This is a genomic window from Acinetobacter sp. AR2-3 (genome assembly GCF_001878775.1).
Classification (GTDB): Bacteria; Pseudomonadota; Gammaproteobacteria; order Pseudomonadales; family Moraxellaceae; genus Acinetobacter; species Acinetobacter lwoffii_D.
Map to the genome: position 1 here is coordinate 21861 of NZ_MJIQ01000051.1, position 17749 is coordinate 39609.

At 41.8% G+C, this 17749-nt stretch carries 20 protein-coding genes and 1 pseudogene; 10 read left to right on the forward strand and 11 right to left on the reverse strand.

Annotated elements, in window-relative coordinates; all coding sequences use genetic code 11:
- Positions 1 to 240: 240 nt before the first annotated feature.
- From BFN00_RS09670 to BFN00_RS09695, 6 genes are all read right to left on the reverse strand, one after another.
- The gene (locus BFN00_RS09670) at positions 241 to 609 is read right to left on the reverse strand and encodes a hypothetical protein (protein ID WP_071851340.1); all 369 of its coding nucleotides are present in this window, start codon (positions 607 to 609) and stop codon (positions 241 to 243) included.
- Entirely contained in the window at positions 610 to 972 is a 363-nt protein-coding gene (locus BFN00_RS09675; RefSeq protein WP_071851342.1) for an immunity protein Imm33 domain-containing protein, read from the reverse strand.
- A gap of 129 nt (positions 973 to 1101) precedes the next feature.
- Positions 1102 to 1704, reverse strand: a complete 603-nt coding sequence (locus BFN00_RS09680; RefSeq protein ID WP_071851343.1) for a nitroreductase family protein — start codon at positions 1702 to 1704, stop codon at positions 1102 to 1104.
- Positions 1705 to 2135: 431 nt separating this feature from the next.
- Positions 2136 to 2627 (reverse strand): hypothetical protein, encoded by a 492-nt coding sequence (locus tag BFN00_RS09685; protein ID WP_071851363.1) that lies wholly within the window; start codon positions 2625 to 2627, stop codon positions 2136 to 2138.
- A 126-nt stretch (positions 2628 to 2753) separates the two neighbouring features.
- Positions 2754 to 4148, reverse strand: a complete 1395-nt coding sequence (fumC, locus tag BFN00_RS09690; RefSeq protein WP_071851344.1) for a class II fumarate hydratase — start codon at positions 4146 to 4148, stop codon at positions 2754 to 2756.
- Between the two features lie 138 nt (positions 4149 to 4286).
- Complete coding sequence (locus BFN00_RS09695) at positions 4287 to 5297, reverse strand: NAD-dependent epimerase/dehydratase family protein (protein WP_071851346.1); 1011 nt, start codon at positions 5295 to 5297, stop codon at positions 4287 to 4289.
- Positions 5298 to 5367: 70 nt separating this feature from the next.
- Here BFN00_RS09695 and tusD point away from each other — a divergent pair, with 70 nt between their 5' ends.
- The 4 genes from tusD to BFN00_RS09715 are packed head-to-tail and all read left to right on the forward strand — an operon-like array spanning position 5368 to position 6755.
- A complete protein-coding gene (gene tusD, locus BFN00_RS09700; RefSeq protein ID WP_004280211.1) occupies positions 5368 to 5736 on the forward strand; it encodes a sulfurtransferase complex subunit TusD in 369 nt (122 codons plus the stop codon).
- A gap of 44 nt (positions 5737 to 5780) precedes the next feature.
- The gene (locus tag BFN00_RS09705; RefSeq protein WP_071851348.1) at positions 5781 to 6131 is read left to right on the forward strand and encodes a hypothetical protein; all 351 of its coding nucleotides are present in this window, start codon (positions 5781 to 5783) and stop codon (positions 6129 to 6131) included.
- 13 nt (positions 6132 to 6144) lie between these two features.
- Positions 6145 to 6429, forward strand: a complete 285-nt coding sequence (locus BFN00_RS09710) for a DsrH/TusB family sulfur metabolism protein (protein ID WP_004646886.1) — start codon at positions 6145 to 6147, stop codon at positions 6427 to 6429.
- Positions 6430 to 6443: 14 nt separating this feature from the next.
- Complete coding sequence (locus tag BFN00_RS09715; RefSeq protein ID WP_005246493.1) at positions 6444 to 6755, forward strand: TusE/DsrC/DsvC family sulfur relay protein; 312 nt, start codon at positions 6444 to 6446, stop codon at positions 6753 to 6755.
- Positions 6756 to 6868: 113 nt separating this feature from the next.
- Here BFN00_RS09715 and BFN00_RS09720 read toward each other — a convergent pair whose 3' ends face one another.
- From BFN00_RS09720 to ybaK, 3 genes are all read right to left on the reverse strand, one after another.
- Complete coding sequence (locus BFN00_RS09720; protein ID WP_071851350.1) at positions 6869 to 7351, reverse strand: hypothetical protein; 483 nt, start codon at positions 7349 to 7351, stop codon at positions 6869 to 6871.
- Between the two features lie 68 nt (positions 7352 to 7419).
- Positions 7420 to 8673, reverse strand: coding sequence for a YncE family protein (locus tag BFN00_RS09725; protein WP_071851352.1), 1254 nt, complete (start codon positions 8671 to 8673; stop codon positions 7420 to 7422).
- 193 nt (positions 8674 to 8866) lie between these two features.
- Positions 8867 to 9334 carry a Cys-tRNA(Pro) deacylase gene (gene ybaK, locus BFN00_RS09730; protein ID WP_071851354.1) on the reverse strand — a complete coding sequence of 156 codons (468 nt, stop codon included), beginning with the start codon at positions 9332 to 9334 and terminating at the stop codon, positions 8867 to 8869.
- A gap of 959 nt (positions 9335 to 10293) precedes the next feature.
- Between ybaK and aroQ the strand changes: the two genes are divergently transcribed.
- The 3 genes from aroQ to accC are packed head-to-tail and all read left to right on the forward strand — an operon-like array spanning position 10294 to position 12565.
- Positions 10294 to 10749 (forward strand): type II 3-dehydroquinate dehydratase, encoded by a 456-nt coding sequence (gene aroQ, locus BFN00_RS09735; RefSeq protein ID WP_005246503.1) that lies wholly within the window; start codon positions 10294 to 10296, stop codon positions 10747 to 10749.
- A 16-nt stretch (positions 10750 to 10765) separates the two neighbouring features.
- Positions 10766 to 11182 carry an acetyl-CoA carboxylase biotin carboxyl carrier protein gene (gene accB / locus BFN00_RS09740; RefSeq protein ID WP_005107117.1) on the forward strand — a complete coding sequence of 139 codons (417 nt, stop codon included), beginning with the start codon at positions 10766 to 10768 and terminating at the stop codon, positions 11180 to 11182.
- 18 nt (positions 11183 to 11200) lie between these two features.
- Positions 11201 to 12565: an acetyl-CoA carboxylase biotin carboxylase subunit gene (gene accC, locus BFN00_RS09745; protein ID WP_071851355.1), complete on the forward strand. Its 1365-nt coding sequence runs from the start codon at positions 11201 to 11203 to the stop codon at positions 12563 to 12565.
- A gap of 55 nt (positions 12566 to 12620) precedes the next feature.
- On the opposite strand, the gene BFN00_RS09750 is transcribed toward accC, so the two are convergent.
- Positions 12621 to 13064: a hypothetical protein gene (locus BFN00_RS09750; protein WP_005100815.1), complete on the reverse strand. Its 444-nt coding sequence runs from the start codon at positions 13062 to 13064 to the stop codon at positions 12621 to 12623.
- Positions 13065 to 13378: 314 nt separating this feature from the next.
- On the opposite strand from BFN00_RS09750, the gene BFN00_RS09755 reads away from it, so the two are divergent.
- Both BFN00_RS09755 and BFN00_RS09760 read left to right on the forward strand, forming a co-directional pair.
- Complete coding sequence (locus BFN00_RS09755) at positions 13379 to 14809, forward strand: sensor domain-containing diguanylate cyclase (protein WP_071851356.1); 1431 nt, start codon at positions 13379 to 13381, stop codon at positions 14807 to 14809.
- A gap of 46 nt (positions 14810 to 14855) precedes the next feature.
- On the forward strand, positions 14856 to 16346 hold the full coding sequence (locus BFN00_RS09760) for an amidase (protein ID WP_071851359.1): 1491 nt from the start codon (positions 14856 to 14858) through the stop codon (positions 16344 to 16346).
- Between the two features lie 16 nt (positions 16347 to 16362).
- Here BFN00_RS09760 and BFN00_RS09765 read toward each other — a convergent pair whose 3' ends face one another.
- Positions 16363 to 17529 carry an MFS transporter gene (locus BFN00_RS09765; protein WP_071851361.1) on the reverse strand — a complete coding sequence of 389 codons (1167 nt, stop codon included), beginning with the start codon at positions 17527 to 17529 and terminating at the stop codon, positions 16363 to 16365.
- 94 nt (positions 17530 to 17623) lie between these two features.
- Here BFN00_RS09765 and BFN00_RS09770 point away from each other — a divergent pair.
- A pseudogene (locus tag BFN00_RS09770) lies at positions 17624 to 17749 on the forward strand (IS5/IS1182 family transposase); the annotation flags it as partial.

Sequence of the window (17749 nt, forward strand, 5' to 3'; positions counted from 1 at the left end):
AAAACTCCAGTTATTCATTTATTCTTATTAAAATATTGACTACTGCTGATACATCCTCGGGATATGAGATACTTCTGTCAAAATTAATTTAAATTAACTTAACAGATTCTTTATTAAATGATATTCGGGAGATGGTCTTTCAGATTTTTATATCTATAAAATTGGGTTGTGAAATAGACTTACCTACTTAATTTTTATTCCACTGCGAAAAAATTTCGAGATAGAAAAGTATTTTATAATTTATTCTACATCCCTATTTTTACAAAATACGTTTGTAGTCATTCCAGATTGAGTCAAACTTTGATCCTGCCGCTCAAGAAAACTTTTGGCGATCATGGCCATCGTAGGCGCCATCTTCAGACTACTATTTTCTTCGGACACCTTTTGAATATCCTGATAGGCTTTCAATCGATTACAGAAAGCCTGGCGTTGAGTTTGGACATCTGCCTTTTGATCATCTTCATCTAAAATATGCTTGGTTTCATTCACTATTTTAGTCTGTGCTGAAATAAACTCATCATAGGCACTTTGTGAAAGCGGCTCTGCGAAGACCATGCTATTCAGTCCAAATAATAATCCAGCACAAATGAAAGATGATTTTTTTAGCATTTAGATTTCTTCTTTCCAGACATCTTCATAATCATCGGCATCGATCATGAAACGAAAACCTGTTTCCAGAGCCAGATACGGTAAAACTTCTGGTGCGATGTCCTGTAATTCACGTACTGTCATGGTTTCAAAAGCCTCTTCACTTGAAGGCTCTCCACCATAAATGTACCAGCTGATATTTTCAGCCGTTTCAGGCTTTTTACGGATGCCAACAATCGGATCCTGCTTTAAGGTATGTACGGCCACCGCAACAACATCATCACCCGTGACTTCAACATAAGCCGAGCCTACTTCTTCACAAAGTAGCTTTTGCTCTGCGATCAGTTCTTGTAAAGGTGATAGGTTTTGCGTGTTTTTCGACATTCGGTCTTACTCATCAATTTTCATTAGCGCGCTATTTTAACTTAATTTTAATGAAGCTGATTGGGATTTCATCGAGATCTAAAAAATATCTGCCCTTAAACCGTGTTAAGCGCAGATATGGATCTCAACTTATTGGAAGACTTTAAAGCGCTCTTCATCCGCGAGATAATCTTTGGCACGTGGCTCGCCTTCTATCGAACCAAATACCAACTGTGCACGCAACTTCCAGTTCGATGGAATGTCCCATTCCGCATGAACTTGCTCATCCACGATCGGATTGTAGTGCTGCAATGATGCGCCCAGCCCTTCTGTGTGCAATGCTGTCCACGTTGCAAATTGCGCGATCGCAGTCGAATGCTCTGCCCAGATTGGAAAGTTATCAGCATAAGATGGGAATTGTTCCTGTAAGCCTTCTATAACTGTTTGATCTTCAAAAAATAAAACAGTGCCTAGCCCTGCCGCAAAACTTGCCATTTTTGCTGTGGTTCTTGCAGCGCTTTCTTCATCTTTGGCATAGCTTTTTAATTTATCTGCGACGAAGCCCCAGAACTTTTCATGTTCCGAATTGAATAAAATGACGGCGCGTGAAGACTGAGAATTGAAAGAAGATGGGCTCTGCTTAATTGCAGTTAGAATCAAATCAGTTAGATGTTCAGGAGATTGTTCAACATTCTTGGCAATGGCATAAATAGTACGGCGTTTAGTAATTAAATCTAAAAACTGATTCGACATTTTTGAAAATCCTGGGATATATCTTCGGGAAAATTTGAACCTTCAGTTATTTTTATGAAGGATAGCTAATCAATGGAGCTTTTGCTTTAACGTGAGATAAAGCCTATATACCTTAAAAAATAATGGACTCAATTACTAGGCTATTTAATTGATATTTTTATATATTTTTTAGCTAAAAATGATCATTTTCATCTATTTTTTGAACAATCGTTAAAACTACTGCCCTATGCGAGTGCCTGACGCTAAACAATGGTTCAACATGCGCTATTATTGATCAAAATTTTAAGAATAAAGACCTTCAATCACCAAATTTAATCTTGCTTAGGCTATTTCAAGAGATCATGCATTTTGAAATAAATCTCATATTGCAGATAAAATTAATCCCCCAAAATTGGAAGATTAATTTTATAAATAAAAGCTAAAAAACCCGTTTAAAACTTCGCGTTCAACACCTGAGCAGATACTTTAGTCTTCCACAGCTCACGTAAAATCGGTAAATAGAATTTCTCACCAAGTTCAACCAGCTCTGCATCAATCAGAGCATGCATCTCATGCATAAACAAATAATCCAGTTCAACTGTGGTTAGTTTAGTCTGCTGTTTTTGATAGTCTTTGCGTTTCTGTTGGGCTTGTTTAACCAGACGATCCGCAAATGCTTTATCTTTAAACTGGGTAATTGCTTTTAATCGAAGTTCGATAATACCCCATCCAGTTAAGAACATCTGGAAGGTTTCAAAATCATCGCTGGTCGATTCCCAAGACATTTCTTCCAGATTTTCATTATCGGGAAGCACAGGTAAAAGAAGTTCCATCACACTTGGGAAAATCTTTTTGAAATTCAGAATAAATTTAACAGGATGCTCACCTGGATAATCCTTGAATTGCGCCTTTCTTTGAACATCTGTTAAATAAATATCAAGCATAAAACAATCATCAGTGGTTAATCTCATCTAGCACTATTGTACGCAACTCTGCCTGAGATAAAAACCACTGCTGACTATTCCATGATAAAACAGGCGTAAAGATTGAAAATAAAAGTGCTCCGGCCCTTATTTAGCATTCGGTGAGACCATCTGTTCAGGACGCACCACTTCATCAAACTGTTCAGCGGTGACTAAACCCAGTTCAACAGCCACCTGTTTTAAGGTTTTTCCTTCCTTATAAGCTGTTTTGGCAACCTTGGCTGCATTCTCATAACCAATGACCGGATTCAATGCCGTGACCAGCATTAAAGAATCATGCAGGAAATGTTCAATTTTCTCATGATTCGGCTCAATGCCTACGGCGCAATGATCATTAAAACTGTTACACGCATCGCCTAAAAGCTGGATGGATTGCAACAGATTATAGGCAATGACCGGCATAAATACATTCAGTTCAAAGTTACCTGATGCACCTGCCACGTTAATGGTGGTGTCATTTCCGAGAACTTGCGCGACCACCATCGTCATCGCTTCACTTTGCGTCGGGTTCACCTTACCCGGCATGATGCTAGAACCCGGTTCATTTTCAGGAATACGCAATTCACCAAAACCACAACGTGGCCCGCTGGCTAGCCAGCGAATATCATTGGCAATCTTATTCAGGCTAACCGCTAAAGTCTTTAATGCACCAGAAGCAAATACCGCAGCATCACGGCCTGCCAAAGCCTCAAACTTGTTTGGCGCAGTTACAAATGGCAAGCCAGTTAATTGTCCCAGGGTTTTAGCAGACTGAACGGCATAATCAGGATGGGCATTCAGACCGGTACCAACCGCTGTACCGCCTAATGGTAATTCATATAGTCCGACCAATGCCTGTTCTAGACGAAGAAGCCCATGATCCAGCTGAGAGACATAACCGCTGAATTCCTGCCCCAAGGTTAAAGGCGTAGCATCTTGTAGATGTGTCCGGCCAATTTTTACAATATCGGCAAAATCCTGAGATTTGGCATATAAGGTATCGCGTAAACGTGTGACAGCCGGAATTAAGAGTTCATTGATCTGCAAGCTCGCAGCCACATGAATCGCCGTCGGAAATGAATCGTTAGTAGATTGGGCACGGTTGACATGATCATTCGGATGAACAGGCTTTTGCGCGCCTAAATGATTACCCAGTTTCTGGTTGGCAATATTGGCAATCACCTCATTACAGTTCATATTACTTTGCGTACCTGAACCGGTTTGCCAGACCACCAGTGGAAATTGACTGTCCCATTTTCCGCTAATGACTTCATCTGCAGCATCTACGATGTAGCGTGACAGTTCTGGGGGAATCTGGTTCAGCTCAGCATTGGTTAAAGCCGCAGCTTTTTTGACGAGTCCCATGGCACGAATCATTGGACGTGGCAAACGCTCATTTCCAATTTTGAAATTTTGCAAGCTACGCTGAGTCTGAGCGCCCCATAAAGCCTCGCTCGGTACAGCTACTTCTCCCATCGTGTCATGTTCAATACGTGTTTGCATGTTCAACCTCAATTCTTCTTGCCTGTTACTGATCTTAGGAATTTCTATATCAATGATTTAATCTATTTATTTAAAGTAATTGATTACAGCAACCATGTAAATGATAATTATTATCAAATATGAGTTGAATACTCTTACTTACTGCCCTCTGAGCATATTCTGATAAAACAACCATTCATCCTCAAGCATCTTTCTGAGTGAACGCTGAGGTTGCCAATGTAGGATATTTCGCGCTTTTCCAATGTTCGCCCCCAATTGATCCATTTCCGCATGTGGGTATGGCAGAGCATCCATGGTTTTGATTGCAGACTGAGTCACTTCAGCCAGCTGATCTAGTAAATCCTGTATGGAAATCAATTCACCGGCAATATTAAAGGCTTCACATTTTAATTCCTGCTGTTGTGATAGCCATTGCAAGGACTTGATCACGGCATCACAACAGTCTGCGACATGCAGAAAACTGCGTTCTACTGTGCCATCCGCAGTATGGGCCTGACGGCGTAATTCCAGATATTCACGTTGCTGTGCAGCGACCTGCATCGCCAAAGGCAAAATATTTTTCGGTAAAGGTGGCACCGCTTCCCCCAGCACACCGTGTTCAAAGGCGCCGGCGATATTGGACAGACGTAGGATCGCAATCCGCCATTCATTATCAGTTTTGGCAGTATCCCGGATAATTTCCTCAACCATTTGTTGCGATTTGATATAGGGATTCGGATAAGTGAAGTTAAAAGGCAGATCTTCGCTTAAGTCTGCACCAGATTGTCCATATACCGCCAGACTGGATAAATGTACCAGATGACGCACGCCGGTACGCTGCATGGCACGCATGAGACTCATAATACAGCTAACATTATCATTATAATATTCAAGTGGTTTTAATACTGATTCTTCCAATGATTTAAAACTTGCGGTATGCACCACAGCCTGAATCGAATGCTGCTCAAAGACTTTGTTCAATGCTGGCGTATTGCGAATATCAATTTTGATAAAAGGTACATACATACCAGAAATAAATTCGAGGCGCTCCAGAATCTGTAAGTTAGCATTGGCCAAATTATCGACCACAATGACCTCTAGTCCTTGTGCTAACAGACTTAAAGCAATATGTGAGCCTAAAAAGCCTAATCCACCCGTCACTAAAATCATTTATACTACCTACTTTCTGATGAAGCCAAGATCAATCTGTTGCTATTGATCAAGCCTGTAGTGAATTTCGATGAGCACCTTAATTCTTGTTACCTCCGCACCGACTTCCATTTATGCCTGGCATGCCCTGGGTTTGGCTCAGGCCTTGCAAGATAAACAGGAAGCATTCCGTGTATTCTTCTATCAGGACGGCGTATCGGTCGCAAATGCACTGCAATGGGTACCCGACGATCAACGTCATCTTACACATGCATGGCAAGCGCTACAGATTCGCCTCCCGGTCTGTGTAAGTGCAGCATTGGCACGTGGAATTACAGATCTGGACAATGCTCGACGTCACAATATTCAGCAGCATAATCTGGCAGATGCCTTTGAATTGGTCGGTTTAGGTGAACTTGCCGATGCTGTTCAGTCCTCACAACGTCTCATTCAATTCTAGATGTTTCATTTTTTAGAATGTGTTGCTTTTCCAAGGAATCTTGTGTGAAATCTGTACTTGTTATATTAACCCAAGCCAATCTGACCAGCCTGCAGGTGCATGAAAGCCTGTCAGCTACCATGGTCCTGGCAACCTTTGGCGCAGAAGTTAAAGTCCTGCTACAAGGTGCTGCCCTTAGTCTGCTGCGTTCAGAGCTGCAATTTGACCAGGTGCATCATGCATTCAAACTGGCATCAAATATGGTCGACAGTTTCGAGTTTTATGATCTCACTCCATTTCTGATTGAGCAGAAAAACCAGAATTCCCCATTTGTGACACAGAGCGAACAAGAAATCGAATTTATTGAGCTTAATTCTGAATTTATTCAAAGCTTTGATCATGTGTTGTATTGGTAAGAAGGATATACAAATGTCAAATCATACACTTTACCTGATCCAATCCAGCTATTCGGCAACAGCGCAGATCCTAGAGCAACTGGCTCAAACTTATACAATGGGTGATCAGGTCGTGCTGATGGGTGAAGCGGTTTTGCTGCTAGAGCATTCATTTCTTCAAAGCTTGCCGAAAATTCACATACTGAAAAATGATGCGGAGTTATTAGTACAGCCTTTGCCTGATCAGATAAAGCTTTTGAATTATGCGGATTTTGCAGATCTTTGCCTCGAGTTTAATCGCTGCATTTCAATGAAATAATAAATGAGTTAGATATGAATTTAGAATTGGATCAAGATGGCCATCTGGTTGACTATACCATCTGGAATGAAGAAGTCGCTCAAGTGCTGGCCGATAGTCTGAAACTGAGCTTAACTCCTTGGCATTTTGAAATTCTGCAAGCGGTACGTCAGTTCTATCAGCAGTTTGGTCATTCACCAGCAACACGACCACTGATTAAATTTTTAATGAAAACTGTCAGTGCCGATATCAATAATGCCATGCTTCAAGAAAAGTTTAATACTGGTCTGGTGGCCCGTCACTTAAGCCGTTTGGCTGGTGTACCCAAGCCTGCGAACTGTTTATAAAGATACTTAGCTTTTTAAAGTATGTATTTAAAGGCCCAAATCATATTTTGGGCTTTTTTATGAGAGCAATTTTTAGGCTTAGAATAATGAAAGATGCATCTGGATCTAATTTTTCAAATTCGAGTTTGTTCTAATACTCGCAATGCCCGATGCAATTCATGATCCATTTCAGGCAGAACTTTAATCAGAAACTCAATTTGTGCTTTCGCTTCGGCCTTGCTCACCAGTTGGGCCTCTACCAGTTTTTGTTGCTGACTGATCAACAAACTGACTTGTTGAGGATTTGGTCGTTGTCCCTCACTTAAAGCGTTAATGATCTGAGTAAAGTCCAGATATAACTGTTCTTGTTGCTTTGATAATTCGCTTTGCTTTGCAACCGTATCGTTCTGTTTCTTCTTCGTAGTTTGACTATTCTCAGGAGAGTTAACAGATATATAGCTTGCCGATTTTTCAACTGGCAGGACCGGATCAGAATGGGTCTGATCAGTAAAATTCGTCCGATAGATTTCTTGTCGTACCTGATAGCCAATACCGGCTAAAGTCCCAAACAATAGCAATCCGAGCATTACATAGAACAGAATTGTTTTATCATTCATTTTTATGTCCTCAGCTAAAGAAGACAGCCTTTATCAAAAAGCTGTCTTTTTCGCTCATCGACGATTGACTACGGCGTTGACCAGTCTGCTGGTGCATATCCAATCCGGACGCGTTGTGGATGATTTCCTACCGGCACACTCAGCACTTTATTGCCTGTGGCAAAATCAATCACTGTGACTACATCTGTTTCACTTTCTGAAATTACACAGCTACGACCATCCGGGCTTCGCGTTGCCCAATAAGGTTTACCTGCAGAAATCAGTTTCCCGGCTGTCAGTGTTTTGCGATCTACAATCGTAGCGTAGTTATCCATGGTACCAGCGACACAGAGCTTTTCACCATCCGCACTGATTGATAGGCCATGATGGCGTGAATCATTCACCCATTTGGTTCGGTCTTTCGGGATACTGTCACTGCCAGGGAGCTGTCCGATCCGGCTAATCTTGTTCTGATTCAGATCGTACTCAATCAGCCCATTAAAAAATGAAACCTGGGCATACAGTTTGGTTTCATCCTTACTAAATACAATTGGTCGTACTGAGTTGGATAAATCTTTACGACCAAATGCATCCAGTGCAGGTCTGAAGTCAATTTTTCTTAGCACCTGATGCGTGTTGGCATCTGCGATAGTGATAAAACGCTTACCTTTAGTAAAGTCTTGCCACTGTGCATCCATCGAGGTTTCAACATTGCCGATGGCAGAGTTCAGGATCTTGTTGCCGCCATCGAAGTAAATGTTTTCATGCGGTTTATCGCCAGTGCTGAAACGGCCCAACTCTTTACCGGTATGGATATCCAGTACATGCACCACATTTCCTGAAGATGCAGATACGGCGACTCGTTGCCCATCTGGTGATACTGCCATATGGTCGGCACGGAAGCCTTCTACAGGCGTCCGCCAGTTAATCTTGCCGGTTTTGATATTAATTGATACCACATCGGCGAAACTTGGGCGTGATGCAACGACTGACTGCCCGTCTGGTGTCGAGTACATATCATCCACCAACTGATCATTGCCTTCACCGGCTGTGGTCTGAATATAAGTATAGGCAATCAGTTTGATTGGATTCAGGTGAATTTCCTTAAGGCGCTCTTTACGGTCAGGAATCATGTTAATGACGCCTATTTTGCCAAAATCACCCGATGGACGAATCACGGTTACCGTGCCATCCCAGTTATTTCCGACAAAGAAAACCTGCTGTGAATTGGCAGGTGCAGTTGAAGGTGCAGAAGCGGCCTGTACACTCGGCAACGCAGATAGCATCACCATCGCAGATAATGTTAGACAGAACCGTGGCCATTTTTTATTTTGAATTTTCATCCATTATGCTCCGCATCATAATTTATATTTTTGTTTTCATTCCTTGTTGTGTACACAGTCAGGCTGTGTTTTAACTTATCTAATATACAAACGTATAAAATTATTTACTGTTATTTCCGACCAAAAAATATGCAGCCATTTTAAATCTATCACTTCAGGTTCTATGAATTTAGCTGATCATCGTACTCCGATCTTATATATCCAGCACATCGACAAACTGTGCATTGAGCACTTTGGCAAGATCAGCCGGCTTTAATCCAATATCCAAGCCTCTTTTACCGCCACTGACATAGATCTTATCCAACTGTTCTGCGCTGGCATCAATCACCGTTTTTAATCGTTTCTTTTGACCAATGGGACTGATTCCACCGACCAGATAACCGGTCAAACGTTCTGCATGTTTAGGATCTGCCATCTGGAGTTTTTTACATCCCACAGCCTGGGCTACTTTTTTCAGATTTAACTGATGATGTACCGGCAATATGGCAACAAAATACTGTTTATCATCCGTGACTAATAAAGTTTTAAAGACTTCTTCCACCGAAAGCCCTAATTTTTCAGCAGCTTCTAACCCGAAACTTTTGGCATTGGCATCATGTTCATATTCATGAATGCTGTATTCGATTTTATTGGCTTTTAATAGTTTGCATGCAGGTGTCATAGAAAGTCTTGTTTGAGAGGAATCGCATGATTATATAAAGATTAGCTCAAGAAGTTAATTTAGATGAGGCAACTACAGAGCAAATTTTGCTTTAAGCCCGTATTCCGCTTCAATCAGACCTATTTGGTTCAATCTTTACGCTCTTCAATACTTTTGAACTCTTCTGCAAAGATGATGACGAGCAAAATATCAACAAATGTATGTGTTTTTGCCACTATCTAAGCGTTAGGCGATTAATGGCTTCACTGTGTAGAAGGCTTGAAGATGAACACATTCGTCATTTCATGCGTCTATAAATACGAGGCATATAAGTCGAGCGTTTTATCTTAAACCCGCTGAGATTTAACCTTTATCTCCGGAAGAAGAAATAGATTCTTGTACAGTGTCTGTCATGAATACTTGAATTGAAAATGATGTAATTAATTCCAATATATTGGAAGAATAGACCTAGGAAAATCCAAGTACAATAAGAGAAAATATCATTAACATATTGTCTTATCTTATATTTTTAAATTTTCGTCAAGTTTTGAGAAACGGTCGATAGCTTATATATAAAGAGGATAATCAGCACAACTCTAAAGTCAGAATGTAAAGAGTTTTCTATGCTATAGAAGTCGAACATTGCAGTAAAATCAGCCAGACAACTCTTGTTCAAAACTAAAAATATCACTAAAAGGAAGAATTTAGCGTTAACATGAAGATACAGTTACATAAAGGATATTAACTGTTTTTGCCAATTGGGTTTACAATGAAAATAATCTGAATACCCAGCGAATTGTAATTTTTTAACATTGCCAAATCTCTGCAAAGTTTTCATTATAGCGCCACTGTTTGCTATATGCTTTCTACGTTAATTCAAAGAAATTATAAATAGTAATGTAGAAAATCATGCAATAATAAGCAGAGTTTGCAGACATCTTGCAAACAAACCCCGATACTTTTTAATTGGAGCATGCTGGATGAGTTCGACCATTTTGGTTATTCATGGACCGAATTTAAACTTGCTTGGGAAGCGCGAACCGGAAGTTTATGGTCACCTTAGTCTTGACGATATTAACCAGCAGCTGATTGCTCAGGCTCAACAAGCTACCTTACAACTCGATACTTTCCAGAGCAACTGGGAAGGTGCCATTGTTGACCGAATTCATCAAGCCCAGCAAGACGGCATTCAATATATCATTATTAATCCAGCAGCATTGACCCATACCTCTGTTGCTGTTCGCGATGCCCTCCTTGGCGTTGCCATTCCTTTCATTGAAGTCCATCTGTCTAATGTGCATGCACGTGAGGCATTCCGACATCATTCATACTTGTCCGATAAAGCCATCGGCGTGATCTGTGGTCTAGGTGCAAAAGGCTATGCTGCTGCCCTCGACTATATCATTGAAAAAATACAACCTTCTACACAATCTTAATTAGGAATACTGTCTCATGGATATCCGTAAAATCAAGAAACTCATCGACTTGATGATTGAATCTGACTTACAGGCGATCGAAGTTAAAGAAGGCGATCAATCGATTGCATTAACTCGTCGTAATCCAGTGGTTGCAGCAGCTGTTCCTGCGATGCCTGCACCAGCAGCCGAAGCGCCAGCAGCAAAATCTCCTCGCGGTGCTGTTGAAACTTCACCAATGGTCGGCGTGTTCTATGCAGCACCAAGCCCAGGTGAGCCGACCTTTGTTAAAGTTGGCCAGACCGTTTCTGCAGGCGATACGCTCGGTATTATCGAAGCAATGAAAATCATGAACCCGATTGAAGCAACTCAAAGCGGTGTGATTGAAGAAATTCTGGTGAAAAATGGTGAAGTGATTCAATTCGGTCAACCACTTTTCCGCTACCGCGCTTAATCACCCCGGGGATTTATAATGTTGCAAAAAGTTTTAATTGCAAACCGTGGTGAAATTGCGTTACGCATCACCCGTGCTTGCAGAACTTTAGGGATCAAAACTGTAGGTGTCTATTCTGACGCAGACAAGGACCTGATGCACTTACGTTTCTGTGATGAAGCAGTATGTATCGGCCCTGGTGCGAGCAGTGACAGCTACTTGAATATTCCTGCGATTATTACAGCTGCTGAAATTACCGGCGCAGATGCAATCCATCCTGGTTATGGATTCCTCGCTGAAAATGCAGAATTTGCAGAAATCGTAGAAAATTCTGGTTTTATCTTTATTGGTCCGCGTCCGGAACATATTCGTTTAATGGGAAACAAGGTTTCTGCCATTATTGCCATGAAAAAAGCTGGTGTACCAACAGTACCGGGCTGCGACCATGCCGTAACGATTCACAATGCCATGGCTGAAGCCAAAGAGATCGGTTTTCCACTGATTGTAAAAGCTGCTTCTGGCGGTGGTGGTCGTGGTATGCGTATCGTAGAAAATGTCGATACCCTGCTGGAATCTGTTCAGGCTGCACAGCGTGATGCAGAAATGTGGTTCGGTGATGATACGGTCTATATGGAACGTTTCCTGCAAAAGCCACGTCACGTCGAAGTGCAAGTACTTGCTGATGGTAATGGTCATGCGATTCATCTGTATGATCGTGACTGTTCACTACAGCGTCGCCATCAAAAAGTACTGGAAGAAGCACCAGCACCGAACTTACCAGAGCAAGCACGTGCTGATATTCTAGAAGCCTGTGTCAATGCCTGTAAACTGATGCAATATCGTGGTGCAGGTACATTCGAATTCCTGTTTGAAGATGATGGATTCTTCTTCATTGAAATGAATACGCGTGTTCAGGTTGAACATCCGGTAACTGAAATGGTGACCGGTATCGATATTATCGAACAGCAATTGCGTATTGCTGGTGGCTTAGGTCTGGATATTCAGCAAGAAGATGTCAAGGTTTTAGGACATGCGATTGAATGCCGTATTAACGCAGAAGATCCATCAACCTTCTTGCCTTCACCCGGCAAGATTGAGAGCTTCTATGCACCAGGCGGCGCAGGTATCCGTTTAGATTCGCATGTTTATCCAGGCTACAGCATTCCACCGTATTATGATTCAATGATTGCCAAACTGATTTCGCATGGTAAGGATCGTGAGACGTCTATTTCTCGAATGAGAAATGCTTTGGAAGAAATGATTTTGACTGGCGTTAAAACCAATATTCCTTTGCATAAAGATTTAATCCTTCAGGATAAAAACTTCTGCAAACAGGCAATGGATATTCATTACCTAGAGAAGCATTTGTTAAAGCAGCTTGAAGGTGCTGAAGACAAAGCTTAAATCAAAGCTCATAAAAAAACCGCTGTCATTCAGCGGTTTTTTTATTGTTTGCAATTTAAGGCAATACGCGTCTGAGCACAGCAAAACATTGTTCGGCTTTTTCATTGGCGCAGAAGTTAATGGTATAAGGGTTTTGCCATTTCACAAAATATTGCGAAATTTCACCAGACTGATCCACCTGATTGCCTGAACAGTCTTTTTCATTATTGTCATATTTTACTTGCAGAATCAGCGCTGGAATCTGCTGCGAAGGATCCTGTGCCGGCTGATAGTCATATAGCCCCGACGTCCACTCATCGCCACTTTTAATCACCACATTATTATTGCCTTTAAAATTATAATATTCGATACATTTTTTATTATTCGGGATTTCCATTCCCCACAATCCGACAATTTCCGGACGGGTTTTCACAGTAAATGTATTTGGGATTTCAGCAGCTTTAGCAGGAGCATTTGCTGGTTTTTTATTTTCTGTCGCCATTAGCCAAGGTGAGCTCATGAGTAAGATAAGGCTAAGACATATTTTTTTCATATTTACCGGCATCTTGTTAACAATTGATTCTAAATTATCATATTTTTTGGGATCGTGTCCCGCTCTAACGCAATTTCAATACAGAGTCAGAAATTATTTATCACATTGTTTAAAAAGATGGATTTCCTTTCTGACTTTTTTTGTATATATTTCGTATATAAGAATCTTAATAGTTCGTATTAATAACAGATTAATCAAACAATAAAATTATATTTTGGGTCAAACTTAGTTGCTGAACAAAGTGATCATTCACACTTAGAAATTTGAATAGGATTTTAAATTTGCAATTAGCTCGAATAACAGAACAACAATTAAATCATGAAACCTACGCTTATTTTGTCATTGTTTTCGCTGTTTTAGTCTGTTGTTTTATTGGGATCGCAACCAGACCGATTGAGTACCTGGCATTATTGTGGCCGGCCAATGCTGCCTTGTTAGCCCTGTTCTTACGCTTTCCACATTTAAATAATATGGGAGGTTGGCTCGGTGCATTCAGTGCTTTTATGTTTGCAGATCTGGTCACCGGGAACAGCCTATTACAGAGCATGTTTCTTACCCTGTCTAATCTGATCAGTACTATTGTCTCGATATTTTTTATTCGATATTTCAAGATTAATTACAAATACTATAATACCGGTTATACCTTCGTTCATTTATTTGGCATCTTCGCTTTTGCCGGCTGTCTGGCCAGTGCGGCTTTTGCAGTTCTCACCTTGCCCAATCTACCCAATTCATTCATGACCAAAGAAAATTTATGGATTGATTTTGGTCTGTGGTGGACCGGTGAAATGGTGAATTATATTGTGTTTCTCCCTTTAATCTTGGCATTCCCAAGAATAAAAGACATGCAATACTTATTTAAAAACCGTCGTCAAAAACGTAATTACTTCAGCTATTTTTTACCTGCATCTTCAGTCGTGGCCTGTCTCATCATTACCAATATTTTTGCAGGCCCGGGCGCAATGCTCTACCCTCTGGCTGCACTGATCTGGGCTGCATTGACCTATCGTCTGTTTACTATGACCATGATCAACGCTTTTGTGATTATCCTGACCTATTACAGCCTGACGCAGTTTTACGCCACCAATCACACCATCCTGGCAGATTCTACGATTTATATTTCACTCCGGATCGGGCTGTTTATGCTGGCCTTATCTCCGCTCATCCTGTGTATTATCAGCCAAAACCGCAATGAGCTGTTTAAACGGGTCTTGTATCTGGCCAATCATGACAGTCTGACCCGCACCATGAACCGTCATTTTTTCTTTCAGAAAGGTGAATATTTACTGCAATATGCCAACAGAATGGAATTTTCGGTCATCATGCTGGATATTGATCATTTCAAACGTCTGAACGATGATTTTGGCCATCATGTCGGTGATAAAGTCCTGCAACACTTTGCGCAGATTGTACGTAACAATTTACGTGCTCAAGATCTTTTTGCACGGATTGGTGGAGAAGAATTTGTACTGCTACTCTGGAATACCGAACCCTCAGAAGCGCGGCTCATTGCAGAACGGATTCGTGATCTCGTGGAAAAAACCCCGATGCATCAATCAAATGGCTCGCCCCTGTATATTACAGTGAGTGTAGGTATCACCCATCAAAATGAACCCCAGGCCCAAGACCTGCAAAACCTGATCAATATTGCAGATCAAGCTTTGTATCAGGCCAAACATCGTGGGCGCAATCAGGTGGTACTTGCATCTTGAGCCTAAATGATCTACAACCTTGAAGCAGCAACACTAGGGAATGGCAATGAAATTTGAAGAATATCTGCAATATGACGGTTTAGGACTGGCTGATCTGGTCGCCAATAAACAAGTACATTCAAGTGAACTTTTATCTGCTGCACTAGAGCGTAGCTCAATTGCCAATCCCGAGCTAAATGCAATTATTATTCCGATGCATGAGCATGCATTGAAACGGAGCCAGCAAAATCTGTCCGGACCTTTTGCCGGTGTGCCTTTTCTGGTTAAAGACCTGTTTCAGGAATATGCCGGTTATCCAACTTCTTATGGTTGTCAGGGCTTAAAACGGATTGGTTATATCGCCAAGACCAATGCCGAGATTGTCAATCGCTGGGAAAAAGCCGGGATTGTGACTTTTGGACGTACCAATACTCCTGAATTTGGGATTAAAGGTATTACTGAACCAGATGCTTGGGGCAGCTGTAAAAATCCGTGGAATTTACAGCATAATAGCGGCGGCTCGTCCGGTGGTTCCGCTTCTGCCGTGGCTGCCGGAATTGTACCAATTGCGGGTGCTGGTGATGGTGGCGGCTCGATACGTATCCCCGCTTCCTATTGCGGCCTGTTTGGCCTGAAACCGAGTCGTGGCCGCACGCCTTGGGGACCACAAATGAGTGAAGCCATGCATGGCGCCGCGATTCAGCATGTACTGACCAAAACGGTACGGGATAGTGCTGCAATGCTGGATGCCACCCATGGTGAAGATCATAGTTCACTGTTTAAGATTCAGCGTCCACAGCATCATTATCTGGATGTGATTCAGCAACCGCCAAAAAAACTGAAAATTGCGTTTAGCACTTATTCTACGATTGGCACACCTGTTTCCCAGGATGCCATTAAAGCCATTGAACAAACAGCCAAATTGCTAGAATCTTTGGGCCATGAAGTGGTCGAAGACCGCCCAGCCATTAATGGCATGCAACTGGCCAAGGATTTTATTACCACCTGGTTTAGCCAGTTTTCATTTATGCTGGATGAAATTCAGAAAGGCTATCCGTCTAGATCGAATGATTTTGAACTGGACTCTTTAGCGCTGGCAGCTTTTGGGGCCAAAACCAGCGCGATTGATTATATCCAGAACCTGAATAACTGGGGTCAATATGTAACCCAGATGAATCATTTCTTTGATAATTATGATCTGTACCTGACGCCTGCAACGGCGACAGTGGCGCCAAAAAATGGTGAGGTCAAAACACCAAACTGGCAGAAACCGATTCTTAAAGCTTTATTGAAACTAAATAAAGCACATTTGCTGGCGCAAGGTAAACTGGTCGACCAGATTGTGAAAGAAAATCTGAAATGGGTGCCTTTCACGCAACTGGCCAATATTACCGGACTCCCGGCGATGTCTGTACCGCTGTACTGGAATGAACAAAACCTGCCGCTCGGTTCACAGTTTATTGCACCATTTGCCCGTGAGGATCTGCTACTACAACTGGCAGCCCAATTGGAGCAGGCACAACCGTGGTTTGGGCAATACGCCAAAATCCGTATTTAATACTGAGATGATATTTTCAAGCCTGTTTTTGCAGTTCGACCTTATTTGGCAATCCAAAAATCAGTAATAAGCCAAGCAAGGTCGATGCTGCAGCAGCGATAAAAATAGATGTGCCGCCAACTTGATCCCAATAATGCCCAGCCAGAATACTGCCGCTCGCCACACCAATCCCCCACATGGTGCTGTAGAGCGCTTGTCCACGTCCTTGCTGCCCTGCAGAGAAGTTCTGAAAAATCACCCGCATCGCGATCATATGAAATAAACCAAAACTTAAAGCATGAATCGTTTGGGCAAAAAACTGTGCCATGAATGAAGCAGGAAATATCCCGACGATGAACCATCTTAATCCGGTCATTAACAAGCATAGCGTGACCAGATGACGCCACGACCAGCGTGTCAGAAAGAACGTCGCATAGGCAAACATGATTATTTCCGCAATGACTCCGACTGACCAGAGCAGCCCGATCTGACTGGTGCTAAATCCCGACTGACTGAGATAATTGCTATAAAAACTATAGAATGGCGCGTGTGAAAATAGCAGAATCAATTCAATCAGGAAAAAGCTATAGACGACTGGGCGTTTGAATATCGGCCATAAGGGTTCGAGCTGTTTCTGGGCGGTAGGCGCTGTCGTGGGCTCTTTAATGGTAAATGACCAAAGAAAGGCCAGAAATGAAATACTCAGCAACAAGACGGGTAACATACTGATGCTAATAATTTCAAAGACGGCGCCCAAGCCGAATACACCGATAATAAAGCCGACAGACCCCCATTTTCGTACTTTGCCATACAGTTCTGCTCTTTTTTCTCCGAGCCAGAACAAAGTCACCCCTTCAAACTGTGCCAGAATAGCATTCTGAAAAAAACTGAAAATCAGCATCAGTAAAGCTACAGATTGAAAGCTATTGGGAATGATAAAAATCATGAACCAGATACAGGCTTCCATCCAGGTGGCAATATGCACCAGCAACATGCGTTTACCGGACTTATCTGCAATCCAGCCCCAAATTAAGGGAGCAAAGAATCGGGTAACAATCGCAATAGAAGATAAAATCCCGATTTCCTGATAATTGAAGCCTTGATCTTCAAGATACAGACTCCAAAAAGGCATGAACGCCCCAACAATCGCATAGTAAAAAAAGTAAAATCCACTGAGTCTATGCTGGATTGCTAGAACTGGCATTGATTTATATATCCTAGGGTGTGTTGACACTTTTAGCTTAAAAAAATAGCGAAGTAGTAAAATCAAATCGCCAAACCCAATGTTACTATTCGCTATGCCTCGTACCATGCTGACAGATCAACACTGGCAAAAGTTGAAAGTTATTCTGCGTAATTTATCCATTCACCACAACTCAAATTTACGCAATTTTATTGAAGCTATTCTCTATAGAATTAGAACA

What these genes read in the sequence shown, in the direction of transcription:
- BFN00_RS09750 (WP_005100815.1), bottom strand. Translation starts at nt 13,064, where the DNA reads ATGAGCTCACCTTGGCTAATGGCGACAGAAAATAAAAAACCAGCAAAT.
- ybaK (WP_071851354.1), bottom strand. Translation starts at nt 9,334, where the DNA reads ATGACACCTGCATGCAAACTATTAAAAGCCAATAAAATCGAATACAGC.
- BFN00_RS09720 (WP_071851350.1), bottom strand. Translation starts at nt 7,351, where the DNA reads ATGAATGATAAAACAATTCTGTTCTATGTAATGCTCGGATTGCTATTG.
- tusD (WP_004280211.1), top strand. Translation starts at nt 5,368, where the DNA reads ATGAGCACCTTAATTCTTGTTACCTCCGCACCGACTTCCATTTATGCC.
- BFN00_RS09710 (WP_004646886.1), top strand. Translation starts at nt 6,145, where the DNA reads ATGTCAAATCATACACTTTACCTGATCCAATCCAGCTATTCGGCAACA.
- BFN00_RS09695 (WP_071851346.1), bottom strand. Translation starts at nt 5,297, where the DNA reads ATGATTTTAGTGACGGGTGGATTAGGCTTTTTAGGCTCACATATTGCT.
- fumC (WP_071851344.1), bottom strand. Translation starts at nt 4,148, where the DNA reads ATGCAAACACGTATTGAACATGACACGATGGGAGAAGTAGCTGTACCG.
- BFN00_RS09685 (WP_071851363.1), bottom strand. Translation starts at nt 2,627, where the DNA reads ATGCTTGATATTTATTTAACAGATGTTCAAAGAAAGGCGCAATTCAAG.
- aroQ (WP_005246503.1), top strand. Translation starts at nt 10,294, where the DNA reads ATGAGTTCGACCATTTTGGTTATTCATGGACCGAATTTAAACTTGCTT.
- BFN00_RS09765 (WP_071851361.1), bottom strand. Translation starts at nt 17,529, where the DNA reads ATGCCAGTTCTAGCAATCCAGCATAGACTCAGTGGATTTTACTTTTTT.
- BFN00_RS09680 (WP_071851343.1), bottom strand. Translation starts at nt 1,704, where the DNA reads ATGTCGAATCAGTTTTTAGATTTAATTACTAAACGCCGTACTATTTAT.
- BFN00_RS09675 (WP_071851342.1), bottom strand. Translation starts at nt 972, where the DNA reads ATGTCGAAAAACACGCAAAACCTATCACCTTTACAAGAACTGATCGCA.
- accB (WP_005107117.1), top strand. Translation starts at nt 10,766, where the DNA reads ATGGATATCCGTAAAATCAAGAAACTCATCGACTTGATGATTGAATCT.
- accC (WP_071851355.1), top strand. Translation starts at nt 11,201, where the DNA reads ATGTTGCAAAAAGTTTTAATTGCAAACCGTGGTGAAATTGCGTTACGC.
- BFN00_RS09715 (WP_005246493.1), top strand. Translation starts at nt 6,444, where the DNA reads ATGAATTTAGAATTGGATCAAGATGGCCATCTGGTTGACTATACCATC.
- BFN00_RS09760 (WP_071851359.1), top strand. Translation starts at nt 14,856, where the DNA reads ATGAAATTTGAAGAATATCTGCAATATGACGGTTTAGGACTGGCTGAT.
- BFN00_RS09670 (WP_071851340.1), bottom strand. Translation starts at nt 609, where the DNA reads ATGCTAAAAAAATCATCTTTCATTTGTGCTGGATTATTATTTGGACTG.
- BFN00_RS09725 (WP_071851352.1), bottom strand. Translation starts at nt 8,673, where the DNA reads ATGAAAATTCAAAATAAAAAATGGCCACGGTTCTGTCTAACATTATCT.